At 43.0% G+C, this 22,485-nt stretch carries 22 protein-coding genes; 19 read left to right on the top strand and 3 right to left on the bottom strand.

All coding sequences use genetic code 11. The features are described from left to right. Window positions 1-343 precede the first annotated feature (343 nt). Window positions 344-1,720: a CHAP domain-containing protein gene (locus FJU10_RS09030; RefSeq protein ID WP_223080545.1), complete on the top strand. Its 1,377-nt coding sequence runs from the start codon at window positions 344-346 to the stop codon at window positions 1,718-1,720. Between the two features lie 142 nt (window positions 1,721-1,862). Here FJU10_RS09030 and FJU10_RS09025 read toward each other — a convergent pair whose 3' ends face one another. After that, window positions 1,863-4,001: a HelD family protein gene (locus FJU10_RS09025; RefSeq protein WP_081118386.1), complete on the bottom strand. Its 2,139-nt coding sequence runs from the start codon at window positions 3,999-4,001 to the stop codon at window positions 1,863-1,865. Window positions 4,002-4,264: 263 nt separating this feature from the next. On the opposite strand from FJU10_RS09025, the gene FJU10_RS09020 reads away from it, so the two are divergent. The 10 genes from FJU10_RS09020 to FJU10_RS19040 all read left to right on the top strand — a co-directional run bounded on the left by FJU10_RS09020 (window position 4,265) and on the right by FJU10_RS19040 (window position 10,941). Then, window positions 4,265-5,302, top strand: a complete 1,038-nt coding sequence (locus tag FJU10_RS09020; protein ID WP_140965691.1) for an NADH:flavin oxidoreductase/NADH oxidase — start codon at window positions 4,265-4,267, stop codon at window positions 5,300-5,302. 214 nt (window positions 5,303-5,516) lie between these two features. Next, window positions 5,517-6,461, top strand: coding sequence for a tocopherol cyclase family protein (locus FJU10_RS09015; protein WP_081118393.1), 945 nt, complete (start codon window positions 5,517-5,519; stop codon window positions 6,459-6,461). Window positions 6,462-6,539: 78 nt separating this feature from the next. Beyond that, a complete protein-coding gene (locus FJU10_RS09010; protein WP_140965690.1) occupies window positions 6,540-8,519 on the top strand; it encodes an alpha/beta hydrolase family protein in 1,980 nt (659 codons plus the stop codon). A 297-nt stretch (window positions 8,520-8,816) separates the two neighbouring features. Next, window positions 8,817-8,969: a 50S ribosomal protein L33 gene (gene rpmG, locus FJU10_RS09005; protein WP_005225339.1), complete on the top strand. Its 153-nt coding sequence runs from the start codon at window positions 8,817-8,819 to the stop codon at window positions 8,967-8,969. A 16-nt stretch (window positions 8,970-8,985) separates the two neighbouring features. Then, window positions 8,986-9,255, top strand: a complete 270-nt coding sequence (gene rpsN, locus FJU10_RS09000) for a 30S ribosomal protein S14 (protein ID WP_005225340.1) — start codon at window positions 8,986-8,988, stop codon at window positions 9,253-9,255. A gap of 15 nt (window positions 9,256-9,270) precedes the next feature. Further along, window positions 9,271-9,405, top strand: a complete 135-nt coding sequence (locus tag FJU10_RS08995; RefSeq protein ID WP_005237325.1) for a putative metal homeostasis protein — start codon at window positions 9,271-9,273, stop codon at window positions 9,403-9,405. A 29-nt stretch (window positions 9,406-9,434) separates the two neighbouring features. After that, on the top strand, window positions 9,435-9,605 hold the full coding sequence (gene rpmF / locus FJU10_RS08990) for a 50S ribosomal protein L32 (protein WP_086293118.1): 171 nt from the start codon (window positions 9,435-9,437) through the stop codon (window positions 9,603-9,605). 37 nt (window positions 9,606-9,642) lie between these two features. Next, window positions 9,643-10,038 carry a hypothetical protein gene (locus FJU10_RS08985; protein WP_140965689.1) on the top strand — a complete coding sequence of 132 codons (396 nt, stop codon included), beginning with the start codon at window positions 9,643-9,645 and terminating at the stop codon, window positions 10,036-10,038. A 25-nt stretch (window positions 10,039-10,063) separates the two neighbouring features. Then, window positions 10,064-10,471, top strand: a complete 408-nt coding sequence (locus tag FJU10_RS08980; RefSeq protein WP_005237322.1) for a NusG domain II-containing protein — start codon at window positions 10,064-10,066, stop codon at window positions 10,469-10,471. A 302-nt stretch (window positions 10,472-10,773) separates the two neighbouring features. Continuing rightward, complete coding sequence (locus FJU10_RS19040) at window positions 10,774-10,941, top strand: hypothetical protein (RefSeq protein WP_005237320.1); 168 nt, start codon at window positions 10,774-10,776, stop codon at window positions 10,939-10,941. A gap of 43 nt (window positions 10,942-10,984) precedes the next feature. Here the strand turns inward: FJU10_RS19040 and FJU10_RS08975 are convergent, their stop codons facing one another. Further along, window positions 10,985-11,590: a TetR/AcrR family transcriptional regulator gene (locus FJU10_RS08975; RefSeq protein ID WP_005237309.1), complete on the bottom strand. Its 606-nt coding sequence runs from the start codon at window positions 11,588-11,590 to the stop codon at window positions 10,985-10,987. A gap of 174 nt (window positions 11,591-11,764) precedes the next feature. On the opposite strand from FJU10_RS08975, the gene FJU10_RS08970 reads away from it, so the two are divergent. Both FJU10_RS08970 and FJU10_RS08965 read left to right on the top strand, forming a co-directional pair. Beyond that, entirely contained in the window at window positions 11,765-15,991 is a 4,227-nt protein-coding gene (locus FJU10_RS08970) for a 2-hydroxyacyl-CoA dehydratase (RefSeq protein ID WP_140965688.1), read from the top strand. Window positions 15,992-16,189: 198 nt separating this feature from the next. Beyond that, the gene (locus FJU10_RS08965; RefSeq protein ID WP_005228765.1) at window positions 16,190-16,897 is read left to right on the top strand and encodes a GntR family transcriptional regulator; all 708 of its coding nucleotides are present in this window, start codon (window positions 16,190-16,192) and stop codon (window positions 16,895-16,897) included. Between the two features lie 200 nt (window positions 16,898-17,097). On the opposite strand, the gene FJU10_RS08960 is transcribed toward FJU10_RS08965, so the two are convergent. Beyond that, entirely contained in the window at window positions 17,098-17,739 is a 642-nt protein-coding gene (locus FJU10_RS08960) for a YigZ family protein (RefSeq protein ID WP_081118399.1), read from the bottom strand. A 110-nt stretch (window positions 17,740-17,849) separates the two neighbouring features. Here FJU10_RS08960 and FJU10_RS08955 point away from each other — a divergent pair, with 110 nt between their 5' ends. From FJU10_RS08955 to FJU10_RS08930, 6 genes are all read left to right on the top strand, one after another. Further along, window positions 17,850-18,143 (top strand): hypothetical protein, encoded by a 294-nt coding sequence (locus tag FJU10_RS08955; RefSeq protein ID WP_005237305.1) that lies wholly within the window; start codon window positions 17,850-17,852, stop codon window positions 18,141-18,143. A gap of 72 nt (window positions 18,144-18,215) precedes the next feature. After that, window positions 18,216-18,536 carry a PTS sugar transporter subunit IIB gene (locus FJU10_RS08950; RefSeq protein ID WP_005228768.1) on the top strand — a complete coding sequence of 107 codons (321 nt, stop codon included), beginning with the start codon at window positions 18,216-18,218 and terminating at the stop codon, window positions 18,534-18,536. Window positions 18,537-18,642: 106 nt separating this feature from the next. Beyond that, window positions 18,643-19,953, top strand: a complete 1,311-nt coding sequence (locus FJU10_RS08945) for a DEAD/DEAH box helicase (RefSeq protein ID WP_140965687.1) — start codon at window positions 18,643-18,645, stop codon at window positions 19,951-19,953. After that, entirely contained in the window at window positions 19,943-20,626 is a 684-nt protein-coding gene (locus FJU10_RS08940) for a ComF family protein (protein ID WP_140965686.1), read from the top strand. Before FJU10_RS08945 ends, FJU10_RS08940 begins: the two co-directional genes overlap by 11 nt. A gap of 137 nt (window positions 20,627-20,763) precedes the next feature. After that, window positions 20,764-21,321 carry a ribosome hibernation-promoting factor, HPF/YfiA family gene (gene hpf / locus FJU10_RS08935; RefSeq protein WP_005237301.1) on the top strand — a complete coding sequence of 186 codons (558 nt, stop codon included), beginning with the start codon at window positions 20,764-20,766 and terminating at the stop codon, window positions 21,319-21,321. A gap of 182 nt (window positions 21,322-21,503) precedes the next feature. Further along, window positions 21,504-22,451 (top strand): LacI family DNA-binding transcriptional regulator, encoded by a 948-nt coding sequence (locus FJU10_RS08930; RefSeq protein WP_140965685.1) that lies wholly within the window; start codon window positions 21,504-21,506, stop codon window positions 22,449-22,451. Window positions 22,452-22,485: the final 34 nt, after the last annotated feature.

Raw genomic sequence — 22,485 nt, 5'->3', positions numbered from 1 at the left:
TAAGATAATTCCGAAAAAACTATAAATGCTATTAATTAGGTGTTTTTATGGGGAAAAAATAACTAAAATGGAAAGAACGTCACTTTTTGAAAATGAAAAGGAAACGCGGTGATTTATTCAGAAACGTTGATTTAACGGTCTTTAATTGTCCTGTTATTTATCGCTGAGATAAAGGGAGTGTTAGATTGAAACATTTTTGTAACATTTCCTTTATCTGTGTGTCATATCATTATGGTAGAATTCATTTGTCGTTAAATCGAACATTAAACTTTCTTAGACAAAATTAAGTTTTTATAAAGGCAGTTCATCTGTCAAATCAACCAGCTAGTCGGAGGAAAAACGAGTGAAGAATAGTTTGTTATCAGCATTAATGGTGTGTTCACTAACATTAACCGCAGTTGCAGCACCTGCATTAGCATTTGCAGATTCCATTGATGATCAAATCGAGCAGCAAGACCAAAAAATCAATTCTCTTAAAGGTCAGCAAGCTGACGCCCAATCACAGATCGATTCTCTAGAAGCAGAAATTGAAACAGTGAGTGCAAAAGTTGCTTCATTAGAAGCAAAACAAGTTGAGTTAGGTCAAGAAGCTGAGAAATTGCAAGACAAAATCGCAACATTGAAATTGCGTATTGCCAAACGTGAAGAAGCAATCCAAAAGCAAGCCCGTGATGTACAAGTTAACGGTCAAAGCACCAATTTCATTGATGCTGTTTTAGAAGCAGACTCTTTAACGGATGTTATCGGTCGCGTACAAGCGATGACAACGATCGTCAATGCGAACAATGATTTAGTTGAACAACAAAAACAAGACAAACAAGATGTTGAAGACAAAGTCAAAGAAAACGAAAGCAAGATCCAAGAAGTTGCTGCAAACCAAGCAGAACTTAGCCAACAAAAAGATGCCATTGCAGCAAAACAAGCTGATTTAAATGTCTTGAAAGCAAACTTAGCAGCTGAACAAGCAACTGCTGAAAAAGACAAAGATGCATTGAACAAGAAAAAACAAGAAGCAGAAGCTGAAAAAGCCCGTGTCTTGAAAGAACAACAAGAAGCTGCTGCTGCTCAAAAAGCAGAAGAAGAAAGACAAGCCGCTGCTTTGAAAGAAGCGCAAGAAGCTGCTGCTCAATCAACGGAGAGCACAACAGAGAATACAACTGCTTCTACTGAAACAGCAACAAGTAGTTCTTCAAGCAACACAAGCTCAAGCAGCAATACCAGCAGTTCTAATAGCTCAAGTTCATCGAACGCAGGCTCTTCAAACACTGGTTCAAGCAATTCAAGTTCAAATAACTCAGGTTCAAATTCTTCATCAAACAATGATTCTACCGGAAGTACTTCTACTGGCGGCGGAAAAGATCATTCAAGCTCAGGTAACATGTATGCTTGGGGTCAATGTACTTGGTACGTGAAAAGCCGTGCTCCTTGGGTAGGTACTTACTGGGGTAACGGAGCACAATGGGGTGCGTCAGCTGCAGCTGATGGGTACACTGTCAATGGTACACCAGCAGCCGGTGCCGTTGTAGTCTTTGCCGCTGGTCAATCAGTTGGTGGCGTTTGGACTGCTGATCCAACTTATGGTCACGTAGCCTATGTTGAATCATACAACCCATCAAACAATACGATCACGATCTCTCAAGGCGGAATGGGCTTTGACAGTCCTGGTGGACCAAACACTGCAACATTGAGCGCATCTGGATATACTTACATCCATCGCTAATCAAATCAAAAGCAAAGCATCAACGCAATCGCGTTGATGCTTTTTTATTTGATCGATAGCTTTTTCACTTCTTGATCAGTTAGGTGAGAGAACTACCCGGAGAAACAAGATAGGGTTCTCTCAAATCTAATCAAGCTACTATTCAAGGAGTGAGAAACGGCGAAAAGGTTCCTTTTGAAGTTACTACCAGTTCTTCCATTGCCCGAGAAATCGCCGTATAGAGAATCCGTCGATCTTGATCGGTATGATAATTTTCTTCTGAAACATCATATAAAAGAACCTGCTTAAATTCCAATCCTTTGGCAAGATGAATCGGTAAAACCGTTCCATGAAATGACACGGCCTGTTTATCGAAGAACTGTTTGAGCTCCTCACTAGATCGACTATCTTTGGTGATGATCGTTACTGGCTGCTTAAGTTCCTTTACTATGTCTACCAAGGCAACGTCAGTCAGATTGGCATAAAACTGTGGCAACTTTCCTGCTGGTCGAACGGCAGAGATGTTTAAATTGGTTTCTTTTGGCAGCATTTGGGCAAATAATCGTGTGATTGCACCGCTAGACCGATAACTCGTAGTCAGCTGATACGTTTCGAGGGATTTCGCCTGTTGTTGAAACAACGTTTGGATTTCTGATACGGTGATGGCACTTGTAAAGATCGCCTGTTGCTGATCCCCCACGAGGGTAAAAGCGGTCATAGGAAAAAGACATAATAGAAACTGAATTTGTGCTGGCGTATAATCTTGGACTTCATCAATAAACAGATAGCGCAACGCAGGGACAGGTTGTTTTTCGGCAAGCAAATGACGAATCAGCAATAGACAAACGGTATAATCCAAACTAGCTGTTGTTTGTGTCAAAGTGATCTGTCCATGAGTAAAATAGTCGGCACTGTCTGCTAACAATCGTTTCGTATCAAACCAAGTAAGGTCGTTGATTTGTTTCGTAACTTTTGCATATTTTTTCTTCAGGAGGCGAAGGGCTGCTTTCTGAATTGTTTTTTCTGAATCATCCTTTAAAACTGTCCCTAATAGGGAGCGCTGTTCGTCTTCAGTCAAAGAACGAACTTGGTCGTGAACATTTGCTGCTAAGGCATTTTTTTGCAGTCGTTCCTCCCAAGCGTAAGCCAATTTCTTTTTGACTGCTTGGATGCGATCGCGCAAGGATGCCTGCTTCGGTGTCTCTTGGAAGAAAGTCTCGATCGTTTCTTCAGAAAAAAGGACGACATTTTTTCTTTTGATTGGTTTAAAATGAAGCACAAGTTCTTCAGGCAGCTGTTTGCTCAAGGATTGAAGAAAGCGGCTGAAGTCCGCACTGCGCAAAAGGTCGATTGCTTCACTGGGTGTTTGCTGAATGCGGTCAAAATACGCCTCTTCCGATTCTAAGTCAACGCTAGGAAATGTTTGGCAAAACTGCCGCATGGTCAGCGTCAATGGATTTTTTTCCCCGAGGGAAGGCAGCACTTGCGAAATATAATCAATAAACCGAGAATTCGGGGAGAGGATCAAGACATTCTCTGCGGTCATCTCTTCACGAAAATGGTACAGCAAAAAGGCGATCCGCTGCATGACAGCAGACGTTTTTCCGCTTCCAGCAACACCGTTGACCAGTAGGTTTTTATGCGCTAAGTCACGGATGATGACGTTTTGTTCGTGTTGGATCGAAGCAGTGATATCTTGCATTTTTTGGCTATTATTGGCTTCAAGGGCTGCCAGTAACACTTCATCTTGAATCGCCACTGAGGTATCAAAGGCTTGCTTCAAGTGATCTTTTTCGATAATAAATTGTCGGCGATGTTCAAGAGCGGCAGAAATCGTCTGATTGTTCACTTGATAAGAGACCTGGCCCAAGCGTTTGGCATAGAACAATTCGGCAATTGGGGAGCGCCAATCATAGATCAGCCCTTCCTTATTTTCATTAACAAAACCATTGATCCCAATGTAAAAATCTTCTATCGTTTCCTCATCTTCAAATTGTAGGGAGATTTTACCAAAGTAGGGACTGTCCAGTAGACGGTCGATGGCAGCTAATTCACGTTCAGCAGATTGAAGAGCGGCGTTCATTTGGTCGATCTCACGATTCTTACTTTCGATGGCAGCAAAAGTATCTAAACGGTCAGCAAAATTATCAAAGTTTAAGCGAATCTCTTCGCCGATGCTTTGCATCGCAAGGCGATCTTTTTTTCTGTCTTCAGTCAAGAAACTGCTCAGTACTGTCTTTCGTGTCAGCAATTGCTGGTACGTGTCTGCGAGATGCTTCTTTTCAGCCTTTAGGTCGTTCATTCAGACTCACATCCATTCTCCAAAGTATCTCAATTATACGAGCATTCACCAAAAATACTAGTCTATTTTTTTGACTCTGGATGCGGTATAATAATAGTGGGAAGAGGTAGCTGATTGTTCCAATGTCATAGGAGCAAGCAGAATGCGTCTATTTTTTTGTTTTTAAAATGAGAAAAAGGGTCATTGCTTGTGTTTTTGAAGGGGCTGTTTATACTGAATATAGAGAAAAATACAAAGCGAAAAATCGTTGAGGGAGTGTCAACATGTCCAAACTATTGTCACCAGTGAAGCTAGCGAATTTAACATTGGCCAACCGCGTCGTTATGTCGCCGATGTGTATGTATGAAGTAAAAAAAGAAGACGGTGTTGCGGAACCCTTTCATTTTGTTCACTATGGGGCGCGAGCATTAAGCAAAGTCGGCTTGATCATTATTGAAGCGACTGCCGTTGAACCAGACGGACGAATCACAAACAATGATCTAGGGCTATGGAATGAAGAACAGCAAACAGAGCTGACGAAATTGGTGGAACTGCTGCATGGGTTCGATGCGCAAGTAGGCATCCAACTAAGCCATGCAGGACGAAAAGCAGTTGATGCCAGCAATCCTTTGGCACCAAGTGCCGTTGCCTTTAACGAACGCTACCCGTTACCGTCAGAAATGACCCTGTCGGAGATCAAACGGGTGCAAGATAGTTTTGTTCAGGCTGCCCAACGAGCAGCCAATGCGGGTGTCACGATGATCGAACTTCATGGGGCTCATGGCTACTTGATGGACCAATTTCTTTCGCCTTTCGTCAATCAACGCACCGACCAGTATGGTGGTTCTTTAGAGAATCGCTATCGCTTTGTAAAAGAAACGGTACAAGCAGTTCGGATGGTCTTTTCTGGGTCCTTGTGGATGCGCTTGTCATTGACAGACTATGAAGAACCAGGTCGCCAAAATTCGTTGGAAGATTGGCAGCAAGTAGCCCAATGGCTTCAAGCAGATGGCATTGATTGTCTTGACTGTTCCACAGGCGGTGTGGTGGATAAAAAGCCTAATATTCCGATCTATGATGGCTACCAAGTGCCCTTTGCTGCAGCTATCAAGCAAGTGGTTGATATTCCCGTAGCAGCAGTCGGTTTATTGGATAATCCTGATCTTTGCGAATATCTTTTGCAAACCAATCAAGTGGATTTGGTTTTACAAGGTCGCGCATTGATCAGAAATGTCAACTGGTTGGTAGATGCAGCGGCTAAACTTCACGATAAGTCCTTTCAGGCGTACAATGATTCCTACCAACGCGGGGTGAAGCGTTGATTCATTTGATAAAAAATTCTCCTAGAAGAAAATTCTTCTTAGGCGATTTTTTTAGTCTGTTAGAATATTTTTCAAACAAGTGATGAAAGAGCAATAAGCAAAGCCAGAAACAAGTGTCTTGCTTGTTTCTGGCTTTTTTTACATAGAAAAGCATTATCCTGAGGAATCTTTCTGCTTCATGCTACACTTAAAAAAGAAACGGAGGGAAATCAAGATGTTGACAACAGATCGGTTCTTTCACGGCCACGACAAGCAGACCGCTTTTTTTGAAGGCTGGTACCATAAGCACCAAATCGGTGAAGAAGTCTATGCTTTTATTCCTGGTTTTTCGATTCAAAAAGACGGGACCAAAGAAGTGTTCATTCAAGTGATCAATCATGAGGGCGCGCATTACTTTTCCTTTCCGGAAACTGACTTTCAAGTGTCAGAAGAGGAGCGTAAAGTAACGATTGGTGACAATATCTTTAGTGAAGCAGGCATTCAAGTCTCTTTAAAAAATAACGATCTTCAAGTACAAGGAGCAGTAAAATACAACGACCACAAACCGATTCAGCGGACACGTTATGCGCCGAGTATCATGGGGCCTTTTTCGTATCTGTCATTTATGGAGTGCTACCACGGTGTCTTGAGCATGAGTCATACCTTAGAAGGTACGCTGTACTGGAACGAAGAACCAATCGATTTTACGAACGGGATCGGTTATTTGGAAAAAGATTGGGGAACCTCCTTTCCAGCAGCTTATGTTTGGGTTCAGTGCAACAGCTTTGATGCGCCAGATGTTCGGTTCTTTTTCTCCGCAGCCGACATTCCCTTTGCTGGTTTTGCTTTTTTGGGAACGATTTGTGTTCTGCAAGTCGGCAGCCAAGAATATCGTTTTGCTACTTATCATGGTGCAAAGATTCATGATGTCAAACGCACGGAAGACCGTTTAGTGATCCATCTCAAACAAAAACAGTGGCTGCTGACGATCGAAGTTTTGACGAAAGAAGGCCATTCGTTGTTAGCACCTTCTATTGGACAAATGAATCGGATCATTCGCGAAAGCGCCAGTACGGAAATCACCTTAACCCTTTTAGAAAATGGGCAAGAGATCTTAAGGCAGACAGGGAAGTCGGCTGGTTTTGAAGAAGTAGCGAATTTGCGAGGATTTCACTATTAAAAAATGCAGAAAAATTCGTTTCTTTTGATATACTAGTAGATAGTTACTGCGAAAATACGTATATTTGGAGGGAAATGAATGGAAAAAATAACGAATGAGACACTGTTTGAACTGAAAACGATTGCGCAGCCTGCAGTGGGGCAAAATCAGGTTTTTTACTTGGAAACGGCAGTCAACCAAGAGACCAATACGTATGATTCAGCGATTTATAGTATTGACCCAAAGACCAACGAACGGCGTGAGTGGGGCACAGAAGCGACGACCCACAACAGCCTAAAGGTCTCGCCAGATGAGCAATGGCTCAGTTTTGTGACGACCGATCCAAAGAAAGGTGAAAGTACGTTATGGACGATGCCAGTGTCCGGCGGCAAGCCCCAAGCACTTGTCACTGAGAAGGGTCTGGGGGACTATTTTTGGAAGCAAGACGCAACGGCGGTCTATTATAAGCTGGCACAAGAAGAGATGCTCTCAGAGTATCAAGACGACACAGAAAAGACGGACAAGCAAAAGGAATTTCCACAAGTAAAAGCTACTACGAAAGTCAATTACTTGGCGGATGGCGTCGGCTTTTTAAAAGAAAAAAAACATGCCATCGTCAAAAAAACGATCGTGACACAAGAAACGGAACTGATCTTTGAGCATGATTCTCCCTTTGTTTTTTCTGGCATCGCGGATGATCAGAAGACGTTGTTCCTCACCTTTGACAAAGAGGAAGAAGACGAGTGGGATTATGGCTCGAAGGTTTGTCTCCTAAATAGTCAGACGAAAAAGACAGAAAGTTTAGAAAACATTCTGCCAGAAGGAACGTATACTTTTGCTGCAGCGCGCAATGATCAGCTATTACTATTAGGCAATGATCTTTCCTATGGTTTTGTGACCTTGGATGATTTGTTTTTGGTCGACTTAAAAACGAAAGCAGTCAAAAATCTTTCCAAGGAGTTAGATGTTGCCTTTGGCAATGCGATCATCAGTGATTTTCAGCAAAAAAATCGCGGCGTAGCGATCACCTGGTTGACGGATGACACATTCCTTGTACCCGTAACGGAGCATGGCAAGCTACAATTGTACCGTGCCACGACCCAAGGAGAATGGACCAAACTCATTGATGAAAAAATGGATATCCTCGATGCGGCGATCTATTCAGAAGCCAAACTTGCTGTTGCTTATGCGACGCCAACGATCCCTAGTCGTTTAGGCTTGATTGACTTAACAAGTGGCGAAGTAACCGATCTATACGATCCCAACCAAGCAGTTATGTCACAGTTAGCGATCAGTAAACCCGAAGCATTTTGGTACGAAGGAGCAGATGGTTGGCAAATTCAAGGCTGGTATTTACCCCCGACCGAAACACAAGAAAGTCATCCAGCAATTTTGTACATCCATGGCGGTCCGCAAGTCTGCTACGGTGAAACATTTTTCCATGAGATGCAAGTCCATGCCGCTAACGGTTATGGGGTCGTCTTGTTGAACCCTCGTGGCGGGCAAGGGTACGGTCAGACGTTTGTCAAATCGATTTTAGGTGATTATGGCAATAAAGATTATCAAGACCTATTGTTGGGGGTTGATGCCGTGGTGGCAAACCATCCAGAAATTGATACGAACACGATCCATGTAGCTGGCGGCAGCTATGGTGGCTTTATGACCAACTGGATCGTTGGCCATACCGATCGTTTTTGTGCAGCAGTTACGCAACGCTCGATCTCAAATTGGATCAGCTTTTATGGGACGAGCGACATTGGACCTGCCTTTGTCAAATTCCAATTGTTGCGGGAACTTGATGCGATCGAAGGACTTTGGAAGATGTCGCCTTTGGCCTATGCCAGCCAAGTCAAGACACCTACGCTAGTCCTCCATGGGGAAAATGATTTGCGATGTCCGCAAGAACAAGGACAGCAGTTTTACATGGCGTTGCAGCGTCAAGGCGTCGATACGAAGCTGATGCTGTTTCCTCAATCCTCTCATGGTTTATCACGCAATGGCTTGCCGAACTTGCGGATAGAACGCTTGCAGGCGATCAGTGAATGGCTTGCATCACATGAGAACAAATCAGTAAATTAACCGAAAGAAATCACCTGATAAAGGATCACGACATGGGCTGCTTGAAAAGCCCGACCAGTGATTCCTTAAAGATCAGGTGGTTTTTTGCGCGATCAAAAGCTACAGGTTCCTGTTACCTTGCCGCCAATAACAGCGACGATTGAAAACAAATTCATATGACGTTTTCTTCACTTGTTAAATAACAAAAAGAAGAAATAGTTTTGCTTGCTTCCTGTGTTTTAGTGTGATATGATACAAAACGTAATCGTTACACTTTAACCTTTTTTGGTGTGACGCAAGAGAAAGGAGCTGGTTATTATGAGAAACAATATTATTTTGGCATGTGTGGAGACAGGGGAAAGACTTTATTTGACCAATAAGAACCAGCGCAATACGCCGGAACGTTTAGAATTAAAAAAATATTCACCAAAGTTGCGGCGCAGAGCGATTTTTCGTGAAATCAAGAAATAGGAAGGAAAATAACTGAATGGCAAAAAAATCAAAAATTGCAAAATACAATAAACAAGTACAACTCATCGAACAATACCGAGCAGTACGCCAAGAACTAAAAGCGCAAGGAGATACCCAAGCATTGGCCAAACTACCGAAGGATTCGAATCCAACTCGTTTGAAAAAACGGGATATGATCGATGGTCGTCCTCGCGGCTACATGAATAAATTCGGCATGTCACGGATCAATTTCCGTAAGCATGCACACCTCGGAGAAATTCCCGGCGTTACAAAAGCAAGCTGGTAACAGAAAGGAGTCAACATGGAAAAAACGGACTTGTCTAGTGCGTATCGACGTTTAAAGAGCCCGAACATCAAAACAAGGAAACGCGCATTAAAAATCATTCATGAATTTAAACGAAACAAACGAAAAAATGCATTGCAGCTGCGTGCATAATGAAAAAGTGAAAGAAAGTTGGAAATGACATGGCAGTACCTGCAAGAAAAACATCAAAAGCAAAAAAGAATAAGCGTCGGACCCACTATGGTGTCAAATCCCCAGCGATTTCGTTTGATGGGACAACAGGAACCTTCAAGCGCAGTCACCATGTATCTTTAGCAGAATATAAAGCGCAGCACCCGATCGAAAAGAATTAACGCCGTCTTATGACGCCGTCCAGAAAGCAGGGGGAAAATGGAGATCATCTATCCGTCATTGATTGAAGAAGCCTACCATCACAGTAAAAAATTTCATCCTGAGATCACCAAAGAGGCCATCTATCGCCATTTTTACGAAGCCGGCTTGATCAAAGAAAACGGCGATCCGACGGAAAAAGCCTTGTCAGAAGGGGTCGTTAAAGATTATACTGAGGACTGGGATCTTACCTTTGAAGAATTTTTGATGATCTACCCCGTGTTTCGTTCCTTTGACTCAAAGCATTTCAAGAAGATCGAGCATTTTTGGGAAATGGATTTGGCTTTGCAAGAAAAAATTCTTGACCAATGGGAGCAAGAAACCTTCACAGAGGAAGAGATCATTGATTTAACTGCTTTTTTTGAAGAGCGATTACCTTCTAAAAAGAAACAGTGAATGAACCGTGAAAGGCGTACATGTGATGAAAAAGACGATCCAGCCATTTTTAAAACTTTTAAAACCCTATGATTATCTGCTGTTTGTTCTATTAGTTGTCGGCTCTTTTTTACCGCTTTTTCTATTTGAAGCGCAAGCCCAAAGTGATACTGGGGATCGTTATGCGATTGTACGAATCAATGGGGAAGAAGTTGACCGTTTCAACTTGGAAGAAATCGATGCGATGGAAAAAACGTATTATCCAGCAGAAGGTCAGTACAATATCGTCGAGATCAAAGATGGTGCGATCCGAGTGCGTGAAGACAATAGCCCGGACCAAATTGCTGTCAAAACCAGCTGGATCTATCGCAATGGACAGACGAGCATTTGCCTGCCTCATAAGCTAGTGATTGAGATCAAGCAAGCTGGTGCTTCTGACTATTTGATTTATTAATCGAACTTCGTGGTAGTTGGAAACTACACTATTTTGTGTTGGTGGGAAATCGTTGGATTTTCTACTGACACTTTTTTATTGAAAATATAAAATAAGTGCGTCTAACTGGAGGCAATCTGTTGAACAAATCCTTTAAACCTAGAAAAACAGTTCAGCATTACGAAGCATTGGTTGCGTCTAAATCGCTTGTCCAATAAAGAGGAACGAAAACCCTAAAAATCCTTTTTTATGAAGGGCTATAAGTTGAAGATTTTTTTTATTTGCGATAGGCTATTAGTAAAGCGTTCGGGAGATGAAAACACATGAAATTTAAATTGAATCTAAAAGAAAAAGTAACGGAAGTTGCAGAGCATGTCTATGATGTGGTGAAAAAGGAAGATTATGCGATTCGTGTGGCTCCAAAAGGAATCAAAGTAACGAAACAGCGCAAGACGAAAGACACGATCAAATGGCGTTCAAAGAATCACTAATTGAGGAATAAAAAAGAAACTGCATATTCGCAGCTTCTTTTTTTTATTCCTCAATCTCAATCCCCAAGACAGTCAGGTGGCCGTTTGCCACCAGTTTGATGACAAGTTTTGCTAGATGGTCGGGTGTCATCGTTGTTTCTGCCGTTAGCCACCAATGCAAGGTACCAACAAATATCGAGGTCATATAGTCAATGATGAAGTCTAAGGGCACTTCAATGTCTCCTTCGGTGATTCTCAACGTTGAAAAGATCTCTTGGTAACGTTCAGTCAAAATCAGGCCCAACTTTTTACGGATGATCTCAATGGCAGAGGCATCCATGATCGTCAAATAAAAGGAACGATTGTTTTGAATGTGTAAAAAAAGTTCGGTCATGGCTGCTTCGATTTTGCGGATTTTGATGCGATTGCCTTGAACAAAATCTTCAAAATCAAGAATCGCGGTAAATGATTCGACAGCCAAGTCAAATATCTTTTCATACAAGTCTTGTTTGTCTTTGTAATGGGCATAAAAGGTTGCACGGTTGATCATGGCTTCATCGGCGATATTTTGGACAGTCACTTGCTCGAAGCCTTTTTCTTCCACTAAGCGGATAAAAGCTTCAATAATGTACTTATTGGTTCGTTTGACACGTAAATCCAATTTTTTCATATTGTGAATTTCCTTTCAAAATAAACAACAAAAAACGGGTAATTGTTGTTTATCCCACACCTTCCTTAGAATTGTTTGTTGAATTATCAATTAAAAGAATTACAATGAACATAAGTATTATAACAAACGGCTTGTTAGATAATCAACAAAGTGTTGTTTAGATGGAGGCAACAAATGAAAAAATATAAGGCGGGCATCGATGTCGGTTCAACAACGGTCAAGATGGTTCTGTTAGATGAAGGCAATCAAACGTGTTTTTCAAGGTATGAACGACACTATGCAGACATCCAAAAGGCAGCGGAAAAAATTATTAAAGAAGCGCAAGCAGTAATCCAAGATCAGCCAGTTGCGCTGGCGATTACCGGATCAGGCGGAATGGGGCTGGCAGAAGTTTTGCGGATCCCTTTTGTCCAAGAGGTCATCGCTTGTACCAAAACAGTTGAGACAATGATTCCCGAAACTGATGTGGCTATCGAATTAGGCGGCGAAGATGCGAAGATCACCTTTTTTGAAGGGGCATTGGAGCAGCGAATGAACGGCAGTTGTGCCGGTGGAACGGGTGCGTTTATTGATCAGATGGCGGTTTTATTGAAAACGGATGCCAATGGGGTCAATGAACTAGCCAAAGATTATCAAACCCTTTATCCGATTGCCTCACGCTGCGGGGTCTTTGCCAAAACCGATGTGCAGCCGCTGATCAATGAAGGAGCAGCAAAAGCAGACATTGCGGCGAGTATCTTTCAAGCGGTGGTCAATCAAACGATTGCTGGCTTGGCTGCTGGTCGTAAAATCAAAGGCAAGGTAGCCTTTCTAGGTGGACCGTTGACGTTTATGTCGGAATTGCGTCAACGATTTATCGATACGTTGAACCTGCAAGAAGCAGATATCATTTTTCCCGAGAACCCAGAACTGTTTGTGGCGATGGGGGCTGCGCTATATGCAGAAGAAGAGCAACAGCTTTCCGTGCTATTAGCCCGCTTAGCCAACGGAGAAGATGGTAAACTCGCGCCAACTGATACATTAGCCCCATTGTTTAAAGACGAGGAGGAATTGACTGCTTTTCGTGCTCGCCATGCTCAAGCGGTGGCCACAGAAAAAGCGTTGTCTGAGCATACAGGCGCTACATATCTAGGCATCGATGCAGGATCAACCACAACGAAAGTGGTTTTGATCAATGATGCAGGGGAATTATTGTTTTCTTTTTATGGCAATAATGAAGGCGAACCGTTAGCGACAACGATGGCTGTTTTACAAGAGCTTTATTGTCAGATGCCTTCTGACGTTTACATCGCAAAGTCAACGATCACAGGTTACGGCGAGCATTTGATCAAACATGCACTGAAAGTCGATATCGGTGAAGTGGAAACGATGGCCCATTACAAAGCTGCCGAACATTTCCAGCCGGGGGTTGATTTTATCCTCGATATCGGTGGGCAAGACATGAAGGCGATGACGGTCAAAGATGGCGCGTTGTCTTCGATTCAATTGAATGAAGCCTGTTCCTCAGGATGCGGCTCGTTCATTGAGACTTTTGCCAAATCTATGAATCAGGATGTCAAAGAATTTGCGTTGGCAGCGACAAAAGCCCAAGCACCGGTTGACCTTGGTTCGCGTTGTACCGTCTTTATGAACTCAAAAGTGAAACAGGTCCAAAAAGAAGGGGCTTCTGTTGGCGACATTTCAGCCGGCTTGTCTTACTCGGTCATAAAAAATGCTATCTATAAAGTGATCAAGGTTCGGCGACCTGAAGACCTCGGCGAGAAAATCGTCTGCCAAGGAGGGACTTTCTATAACGAAGCGGTTCTGCGCGCTTTTGAATTGATCAGCGGCCGTGAAGTTGTTCGACCATCGATCGCCGGTTTGATGGGGGCATATGGTGCCGCTTTGATCGCTTTAGAAGAAGCAGCCCTTGACGATGTTAGTACGTTGTTGTCTCCTGCAGAAATGGCCGATTTCCAAGCAGAAAAAGAATTTACGAATTGCGGTCTATGCGAAAACAATTGCTTGTTGACGGTGACCCTCTTTTCTGACGGTCGAAAATTTATTACCGGAAATCGCTGCGAACGTGGTGCGCGAATCAAAATCAAGAAAGAAGACCGCAAAGTCAATCTTGTGGATGAAAAATATCGCCGCTTGTTTAAGTACCGTTCCTTGCGTAAAAAAGATGCCGTCCATGGTGAAATCGGCCTACCAAGAGTATTGAATCTTTATGAAAATTATCCGCTTTGGCATACCTTTTTCACCAAGTTAGGGTTTCGAGTAACCTTGTCGCCACGTTCCAACAAAGAACTATATGAGCAAGGGATCGAAACGATTCCTAGTGATACGGTTTGTTACCCAGCCAAACTAGCCCATGGACACATCCAAGCACTGATTGATCAAAACGTACCGTTGATATTTTATCCAGGGGTCATTTTTGAGCGATTAGAGAACACTGCCGCTGAGAATCATTTTAACTGTCCGATTGTGCAAAGCTATCCAGAAGTGATTCGTAACAACGTCGATGCGATTCGTGAAGGGGCGGTTGACTACCGCTGTCCGTTTTTGAATTTGGCGGATGAAGCCTCAATGGTCAAAACTTTAACGAGTACTTTTCAAGATTTTGGTTTTGTAGAAGAAGAAATTGCCCAAGCCCTACGCAGCGGTTTCGAGGAGCTGGATCAGTTCAAGGCAGATATTGCGCAACGGGGAGAAGAAACGCTACGTATGCTGATGACGACCAATCAAAAAGGGATCGTTTTATCTGGAAGACCGTATCATTTGGACCCTGAAATCAACCATGGGATTGCAGAAGTCATTACCCAAGAAGGCTTCCATGTATTGACTGAGGACAGTATTGCTCATTTAGCAAATGTCGGCGATCTGAGGGTTGTGGATCAATGGGTCTATCATTCGCGATTGTATGCGGCAGCTCGAGTGGTCGCGAAAAACAAACAATTAGAACTGGTTCAATTAAACTCATTCGGTTGCGGGATCGACGCAGTCACTACTGATCAAGTCGAAGAGATTATGGCGCAGTATGGGAAGTTATATACGGTGTTGAAAATCGATGAGGGAGCGAACCTTGGGGCAATTCGGATTCGGTTGCGTTCCTTGAAAGCAGCAGTCAACGAACGGGACAAACAGCACTTTGTACCTAAAAAGCAATACGAGGAACCGGCAAAGATCATTTTTACCAAAGAGATGCGCAAGCAGCACACGCTCTTATTGCCGATGTTGAGTCCCATTCATCAAAGCGGGTCAGTCGATGTTGCTTTGCAAGCTTCTGGGTATCAAGTGGTCTGTCTACCTAGTGAAGATCGTGAGGCGGTTAATGTCGGTTTACGCTTTGTCAATAATGATGCGTGTTATCCGGCGATCATTTCCATTGGACAGCTAGTAGAAGCATTGCAAAGCGGAAAATATGATGTTGAAAATACCAGTGTTTTGATGACCCAGACGGGCGGCGGGTGTCGTGCAACGAACTATATTCCTTTGTTACGTAAAGCACTGAACGATGCAGGATTCCCACAAGTGCCGGTGGTATCTATTTCGATGGGCAACACCGGGGTTGAATCAAATCCGGGCTTTCGCTTTACCTTACCGATGATGAAGCGTTTGGCGGTGGCATTTTTATACGGAGATCTCTTTGAACGGGTCGTTTATCGCACCCGTCCGTATGAGCAAGAAGCAGGGGCTGTCGATCGGCTCCATCAAGAATGGCTGGAAAAAATTGCCAAAAACGTTCGTAATGGCTCCTTCAGTCTGTTTAATCGCAATATGAAAAAAATCATTCAAGCCTTTGATCAAGTGCCCCTAACAGATATCAAGAAGCCGCGTGTCGGAGTCGTGGGAGAGATTTTAGTGAAATATTCACCGACAGCTAATAACGATGTCGTTCGCCTGTTAGAAGCAGAAGGAGCGGAAGCGGTCGTACCGGATATTGTCGGCTTCATGAATTATTCCCTCTACAATCAGATTTGGCGCTACGAGCATTTGGGGATGGCGAAGAAAAGTAAAATGATCGCTGATTTTGCGATCATGGCGATTGAAAGGCTCCAAAAACCGATGGATAAAGCACTTAGGGCGTCAACGCGTTTTGATGGTATCCATTCGATCCATCAGCTTGCGGAGCAAGCGAGCGAGATTGTTTCCATCGGCAATCATACGGGAGAAGGCTGGTTCTTGACCGGTGAGATGATTGATCTGTTGGAAAATGATGTCAACAATATCATTTGTCTGCAACCATTTGGCTGCCTGCCTAACCATGTAGTAGGAAAAGGTGTTATGAAAGAATTACGTCGTCAATACCCACAGGCGAACATTGCAGCGATTGATTACGATCCAGGCGTCTCGATCGTCAATCAATTGAATCGTATCCGCTTGCTGATGGCCACTGCTAATAAAGCGCTGGCTGAATAAATTCCCAAGTCAGCGACCGAACCAATTTAAAAGCAAAGAAACTGCTCTTGTTTGGACAATTTGTGATAACTTCTTTTTCTGCCTATAAAATGGGGAAAGAATTCGCACAAATTGAGAAAAACAGAGCAGTTTTTGCTTTTTTTATTAGCTATTTAGGTATATACCAGTTATAATAGGAGGGGAACGGAGGAATGTGTAGTGGTGGAAAAATTACCTGTTTATATCCAGATTCATGATCAAATTAAAGCCAATATCGAAAACAATACATACAAAATCGGGGATCGTCTGCCTTCAGAACGGGAGTTGTCGAAACAATTCGGCGTGAGTCGCATGACGTTGCGACAAGCGATCCAAACCTTAGCAGATGAGGGGATTCTTGAGCGTAAAATCGGTTCCGGCACTTATGTGGCTCGCCAAAAAGTACAGGAAAAAATGACGGGCACGACGAGTTTTACCGAAATTATGAATTCTCTTGGTCGTAAGCCTTCTAGCAAAGCGGTCGCTTATTTCTTAACTGCACCTAGCTCCAGTGAAATGGAAAAGCTGCAATTAGAAGGTCACGAAACGATTTTACGGATGGAGCGGATTCGGTATGCGGATGATGTGCCGATCTGTTTTGAAGTCGCGAGTATCCCTGAAAAGTTTATTCATGACTTTAGCAAGGAGGAGATCATCTCTTCCCTCTATAAAGTGTTGGAAGAAAAAGGACAGCGGAAAATTGGTGGCGCTTCGCAAACGATCTCAGCCATGGTCGCTTCCGAGCAAATTGCGGATTACTTACAAATCAAACGCGGCGATGCGATTTTACGTATGCGGCAAATCACTTCATTTGAAGATGGTCAACCATTTGAATACGTGCGTACCCAATATGTTGGTAATCGTTTTGAATTTTATATGGAAAAATAACCTGTCTCTTCCAATTGGCAACAAAAAGCCCAAAAAAGCCGAAAGGACCCTACGAGCGTATCTGCTGTTGCTTAGCGTCGCTGGGTGTATGACCGTTTCGGCTTTTCAAATATTTGGGCTTCCTGCATTGGTTGTAGCAAACTTGGCAGCGTCCTCCTTGAGGAAAAGAGCACACACTGGAAGGTCTTTAGTAAGCTGGCTTACTCTATTGACTGCTCGATCAAGCGTTCTACATATTCGGTAGTCCCTCTGGTCAATTGCACTTGACCTTGTAGCAAATCGATCAGAGCGGCTTCTTGGTCGGCAAGTACTGCTTCAGGAATCATTAAGGTGACAACGATTTTCTCCGTATAAGCAATATCTTTTATATAGATATTCTGAAGTTCTAAGTAGTTTTGGAGCTTGCCTAAAAGGGGATACTCGATGGTCAAGGCAAGTTCTTGATGCAAAATACCCTCGACGATTCCTACCTCTTTGATTCCAGCAGAGGCCGAACTTGAATAAGCGCGAATCAATCCACCAGCACCCAGTTTCGTTCCACCGAAGTAGCGAGTAACAACGGCGATCACATTGATCAGTTCGTTTTTCTTTAACACTTCTAAAATCGGTACCCCAGCGGTGCCGCTAGGTTCACCATCATCACTGCTGCGTTGGATCTCATGGTTTTCACCCAATACATAGGCGCTGCAATGATGATTTGCCTTCCAATGCTCTTTCTTGAGGGCTTGAATAAACGCTTTGGCTTCGTCTTCTGATTGAATTCTTTTTAATGAACAGAGGAAACGCGATTTTTTGATTTCTATTTCTGTTTCTCCGTCTTGTCGAATCGTTCGATAAGTCACGCGTACGATCGCCTCCTTTATGTTTCTAGTATAGGCAATCGGAAGGAAAGTTACAAATAGAAGAAAGAAACAGGTACGAACATAGACCCTAAAAAGAGGAGGCATTTGCTTTGGGTAGACGCAAAAAGTACGATACGATCACTCACTATTTAAAGAACAACGGCGGTTCGCAAATCACCTTAACGTTTACGCAGTTTGATGAATTTCTTTTCCCCGCATCCGGTTTGCCCAAAAGTGCCCGCACCAGTAGCGATTGGTGGGCGAATGATTACCGCCATCCAGAAAATGGGGCGTATGCGTGGCTGAATGCCGGCTACGAGGTAGTCCTCGTCAATTTAAAAAAAGAGTACGTCGTTTTTAATCGTTTAGTAAAATCAAACTGGTTGCTGGATAGAAAGCGTTGACAAATTTCAAACTTGTTCTATACTAGAGATAGGAAATGTTATCTTATTCTTAAAATTCAAGGAGTGTTCGATATGGCGAAAAAAACAATTATGTTAGTTTGTTCTGCAGGAATGAGTACAAGCTTATTAGTAACAAAAATGCAAAAAGCAGCTGAAGCAAAAGGATTAGAAGCAGATATTTTTGCAGTTTCCGCATCAGAAGCAGATCAACATTTAGAAAGCAAAGACGTAAATGTTTTATTATTAGGACCACAAGTTCGTTTCATGAAAGGCGATTTTGAGAAACGTCTAGCGCCAAAAGGAATTCCATTAGAAGTAATCAACATGGCAGATTACGGCATGATGAACGGCGAAAAAGTCTTAGATCAAGCCTTGACATTGATCGGCGAATAAGCAAGACCTACTGTTAAATGAACGATAGATTCTGTAACCGGTTCAAGTACTTTTTGAAAAGTACTTGAACCGGTTTTTTTGCGTACTTAAAACTGAGGTGTATGTTATGACTAATCAAAAAGGAAGACAATTTTTTGTTTTAGATGAAACAATGAGTATAGGAAAACCCTTTGATTCTCGACCGGCAATGCTCGAGCAGGGGAAGAGAATCGTTTGTCAGCGTTGCGGATCTTCCCACCACAAGCCGTCGGTGCAATTACCGATAGGCTGCTATTACTGTCCAACTTGTATTCGCTATGGTCGGATCACATCAGATGGCCAACTTGTAATTCAACAAACGGATCTTCCAGCCTTTGATCACAAGATCGTTTGGCCAGGAGTGTTGACTTCGTTTCAGCAAAAAATTTCTCAGCAACTAGTAGCAAATTGTCGACAAAAGAAATCGTCTCTTGTTTGGTCAGTCACGGGTTCAGGGAAGACCGAGATGATCTTTGAAACGATCCGCCACGTACGGCAAGAAGGTGGTCGTGTGGCGATCGTCTCGCCACGAATCGATGTCTGCCGTGAACTGTTCCCCCGGATTCAACAAGCGTTCCCACAAGAGGAAAGCCTGCTCCTTTATGGGAAATCAGAAGAACCTTATCGTTATACAACGATCCTTATTGCCACCACTCATCAGCTACTGCATTTTTATCGCAGCTTTCAACTGATCGTGGTGGATGAGGTAGATGCATTTCCCTACGAGGGCGATGCGCAGCTGCGTTACGGATTATACAATGCCTTGGCAGAAAACGGGTGTCTGATCTATTTAAGTGCGACGCCTTCAGAACGGCTGCTGCAAGAAATTCGTGGAAAATTCGCTGTGTTGAAAATGCCGTTGCGGTTTCATCAGCGTCCGCTGATCGTTCCCAAACCTATTCATTATAGCCGCTGGGCGCAGGCTTATCGCAAAAAACGTTGGCTGCGACCATTGCTACAGCACTTGCAGCGGTTGGTTAAAAAAAACTTTGTCTTGGTATTTTGTCCAAGTATTCAGCTGATGAAGGAAATGGAATGGGCTGTCCGCAGGCAAGAAGCATCATGGCTCATCACTAGTGTTTCTTCACAAGATGAAAAACGGATGGAAAAAGTCCAATCGGCACGCAGCCAAGTGTACAAGGTGTTGTTTACAACGATGATTTTAGAACGAGGCGTAACGTTTGAAAATGTCTCAGTGGTGGTACTGGGAGCCAGTCACCCGGTTTTTACAAAATCGGCGTTAGTACAAATCGCTGGCCGTGTCGATCGTAAAGGTGCGTTTACAGAAGGGGAAGTCATTTTTTTCTACGACCAAATGACAGAAGCGACTCGTCAAGCAATTAAAGAAATCAATGAGATGAACCAATTAGCAAGGAGCTGGTTGACCGATGAAGTGTAGTTGGTGCCAAATATTTTTTCCAAGAGAGGTAACGATCATTGAGCTGTTGGCTCCTTGGCGCATTCCCGAAAAAGAATTATGTCCACAATGCGCTCAGCGATTTACCGTGATCGATTGGCAAAGCTGCTGCCCAACATGTGGCAAAAAAGATACCATTTCCTGCAGTGACTGTCTCTTTTGGGCGAAAACCTGTCCCATGATCCATTTGCAGCATCGGGCACTGTTCACTTACGATCAAGGAATGAAGGCGTGGATTCACGAATACAAATTAATGGGAAACTATCAGTTGCGAGAGACCTTTGCTGCGGCCATCAGACAAAAGATCAACAACTTTGAATACGATTGTTTGATACCCATCCCGCTATCGGCAGAACGTTACCAGCAGCGAGGGTTTAATCAAGTGACCGCTGTGCTGGACGCAGCCGGAGTCAAGTCGCAAGAATGGCTGGATAAAGTGGTTGATACCGCACCACAAGCTCAACGTTCTCGCAAGCAACGATTAGAGGAGGCCCAACCTTTTGCGGTGAAGCCGGATGTAGCATGTGAAATTAAAGGGAAAAAATTATTGTTGATCGATGATGTTTACACTACCGGTAGAACGTTATATCACGCAGCTGAAGCATTGCAGACCTTTGCCCCCCAGTCGATTCGATCCTTTTCCTTTGCCCGTTGAATCGTTATTTTGAAAACGCTTAAAGAAAATTGTTCGATTTACTAGGCAAATGACCAAGAGTTCGATATAATAGAGTTAAGAAGAAGAAAAGAGTGGTCCTTTTCCTTCTTTACTGGTAGACGAAAGGGGTAATTTTTATGTTTAGATATAATGTGCGCGGCGAAAATATCGAGGTAACAGAAGCGATCCGTGATTACGTCGAGAAAAAAGTAGGTAAATTAGAACGTTATTTTAATGATGTGCCGGAAGCAACAGCACATGTTAATTTGAAAGTATATACTGAAAAAACAGCAAAAGTAGAAGTAACGATTCCTTTACCATTCTTAGTTCTGCGTGCGGAAGAAACCTCACCTGATCTATATGCTAGTATCGATTTGGTTGTTGACAAATTGGAACGCCAAATCCGCAAATTTAAAACAAAAATCAACCGCAAATCTCGTGAGACAGCGTTGGTTCCGCCAACAGATGGTGATTTGTTCACAACTGAAGCAAATGATGAAGAAAACAATGGTTCTGAATTAGACATCGTACGTACAAAACGTTTGTCTTTAAAACCAATGGACAGTGAAGAAGCTGTTTTACAAATGAACATGCTTGGACACAACTTCTTTATCTTTGAAGATGCGGAAACGAATGGAACGAGCATTGTGTATCGTCGAAAAGATGGCAAATACGGGTTGATCGAAACAGATTAACAAGTGTTGAGTCTTTTTCTCGACACCCCAAAAAGTCTTTTTTGACAGAGTAGCTGAGAAGCTGCTCTGTTTTTTTATATTGTCTATAGAGGGAGAAATTCTTTTTATATCTAAATCCTTTCAAGTTATCTTTTAAATTAATGTGTTATACTATAGATGAAATAATACAAGGAGAGTGAATCATGACTACGCTAGCAGATGTTGCTAAAAAAGCAAATGTTTCCGCAATGACCGTTTCTCGAGTGATCAATCATCCGGACAAAGTAACTGAAGAGTTAAAGGAATTAGTTCATCAAGCGATGCTTGAATTGGATTATCAGCCGAACATTGCTGCCAAATCATTAGTTTCCAAGCGTTCCCATATCATCAAAGTGTATATCTTAGAGGAGATGGATACGACAGAACCTTACTATATGAACTTATTGGTTGGGATCGCTCGTTCTATCGGTAAAGCACACTATTCTTTGCAGCTGGTTACGACTGACGGGGTGGATCGTGGCCCAGCAGATGGCAGTATCATTACGGGCTTTCGGCAGGCTGACATGGACTGGATAAGAAATTTAAGGAAGCCTGTGGTGTTATTTGGTGAAAATGAAGCTGGGTTCAGTTTTGTCGACAGTGACAACTACCAGGGAATCGTTTCTGCATGCAAACATGCTATCGAGGCCGGCTATCAACAATTGGTCTATATTGGTTTAGAGTTGGAAGAAGCGTTTACGAAAAGCCGAGAAAAAGGATACATAGATACAGTCACAAAAGCGGGACAAGCACCAAAAATCTATCGTTTCGACAATCGCTCTTCCGCCGCCCGCAAGTTTATCCAAACGCAGAATGAGCATTTAGTGAAAAACACTTGTTTTATCTGTGCTACTGATCGTTTAGCCTTAGGCATTAATCAAGGCTTGCAGTCGATCGGAGTGGAGGTGCCAGCTGATTTTGGGATCATCGGCTATGATGGCGTATTCCTTGATCAGGTAAGTTCGCCAAAATTGACAACGATGAAGCAAGCCATCGTGGAAATGGGGGAAGCTTGCGGCGAATTATTGATCCAAAAAATCGAACATAATGATACAAGCCAGCGACAACAGCGCTTTTTACCTCAACTGGTGGTTCGTGAATCCACAAGGTGAAAATTAAGCAAATGGTTGCGCAATTTCTTTTTGA

It is taken from the genome of Enterococcus sp. OL5 (genome assembly GCF_006491895.1).
GTDB classification, from domain to species: Bacteria; Bacillota; Bacilli; order Lactobacillales; family Enterococcaceae; genus Enterococcus_D; species Enterococcus_D innesii.
This window is presented reverse-complemented; position numbering and strand designations above follow the sequence as displayed.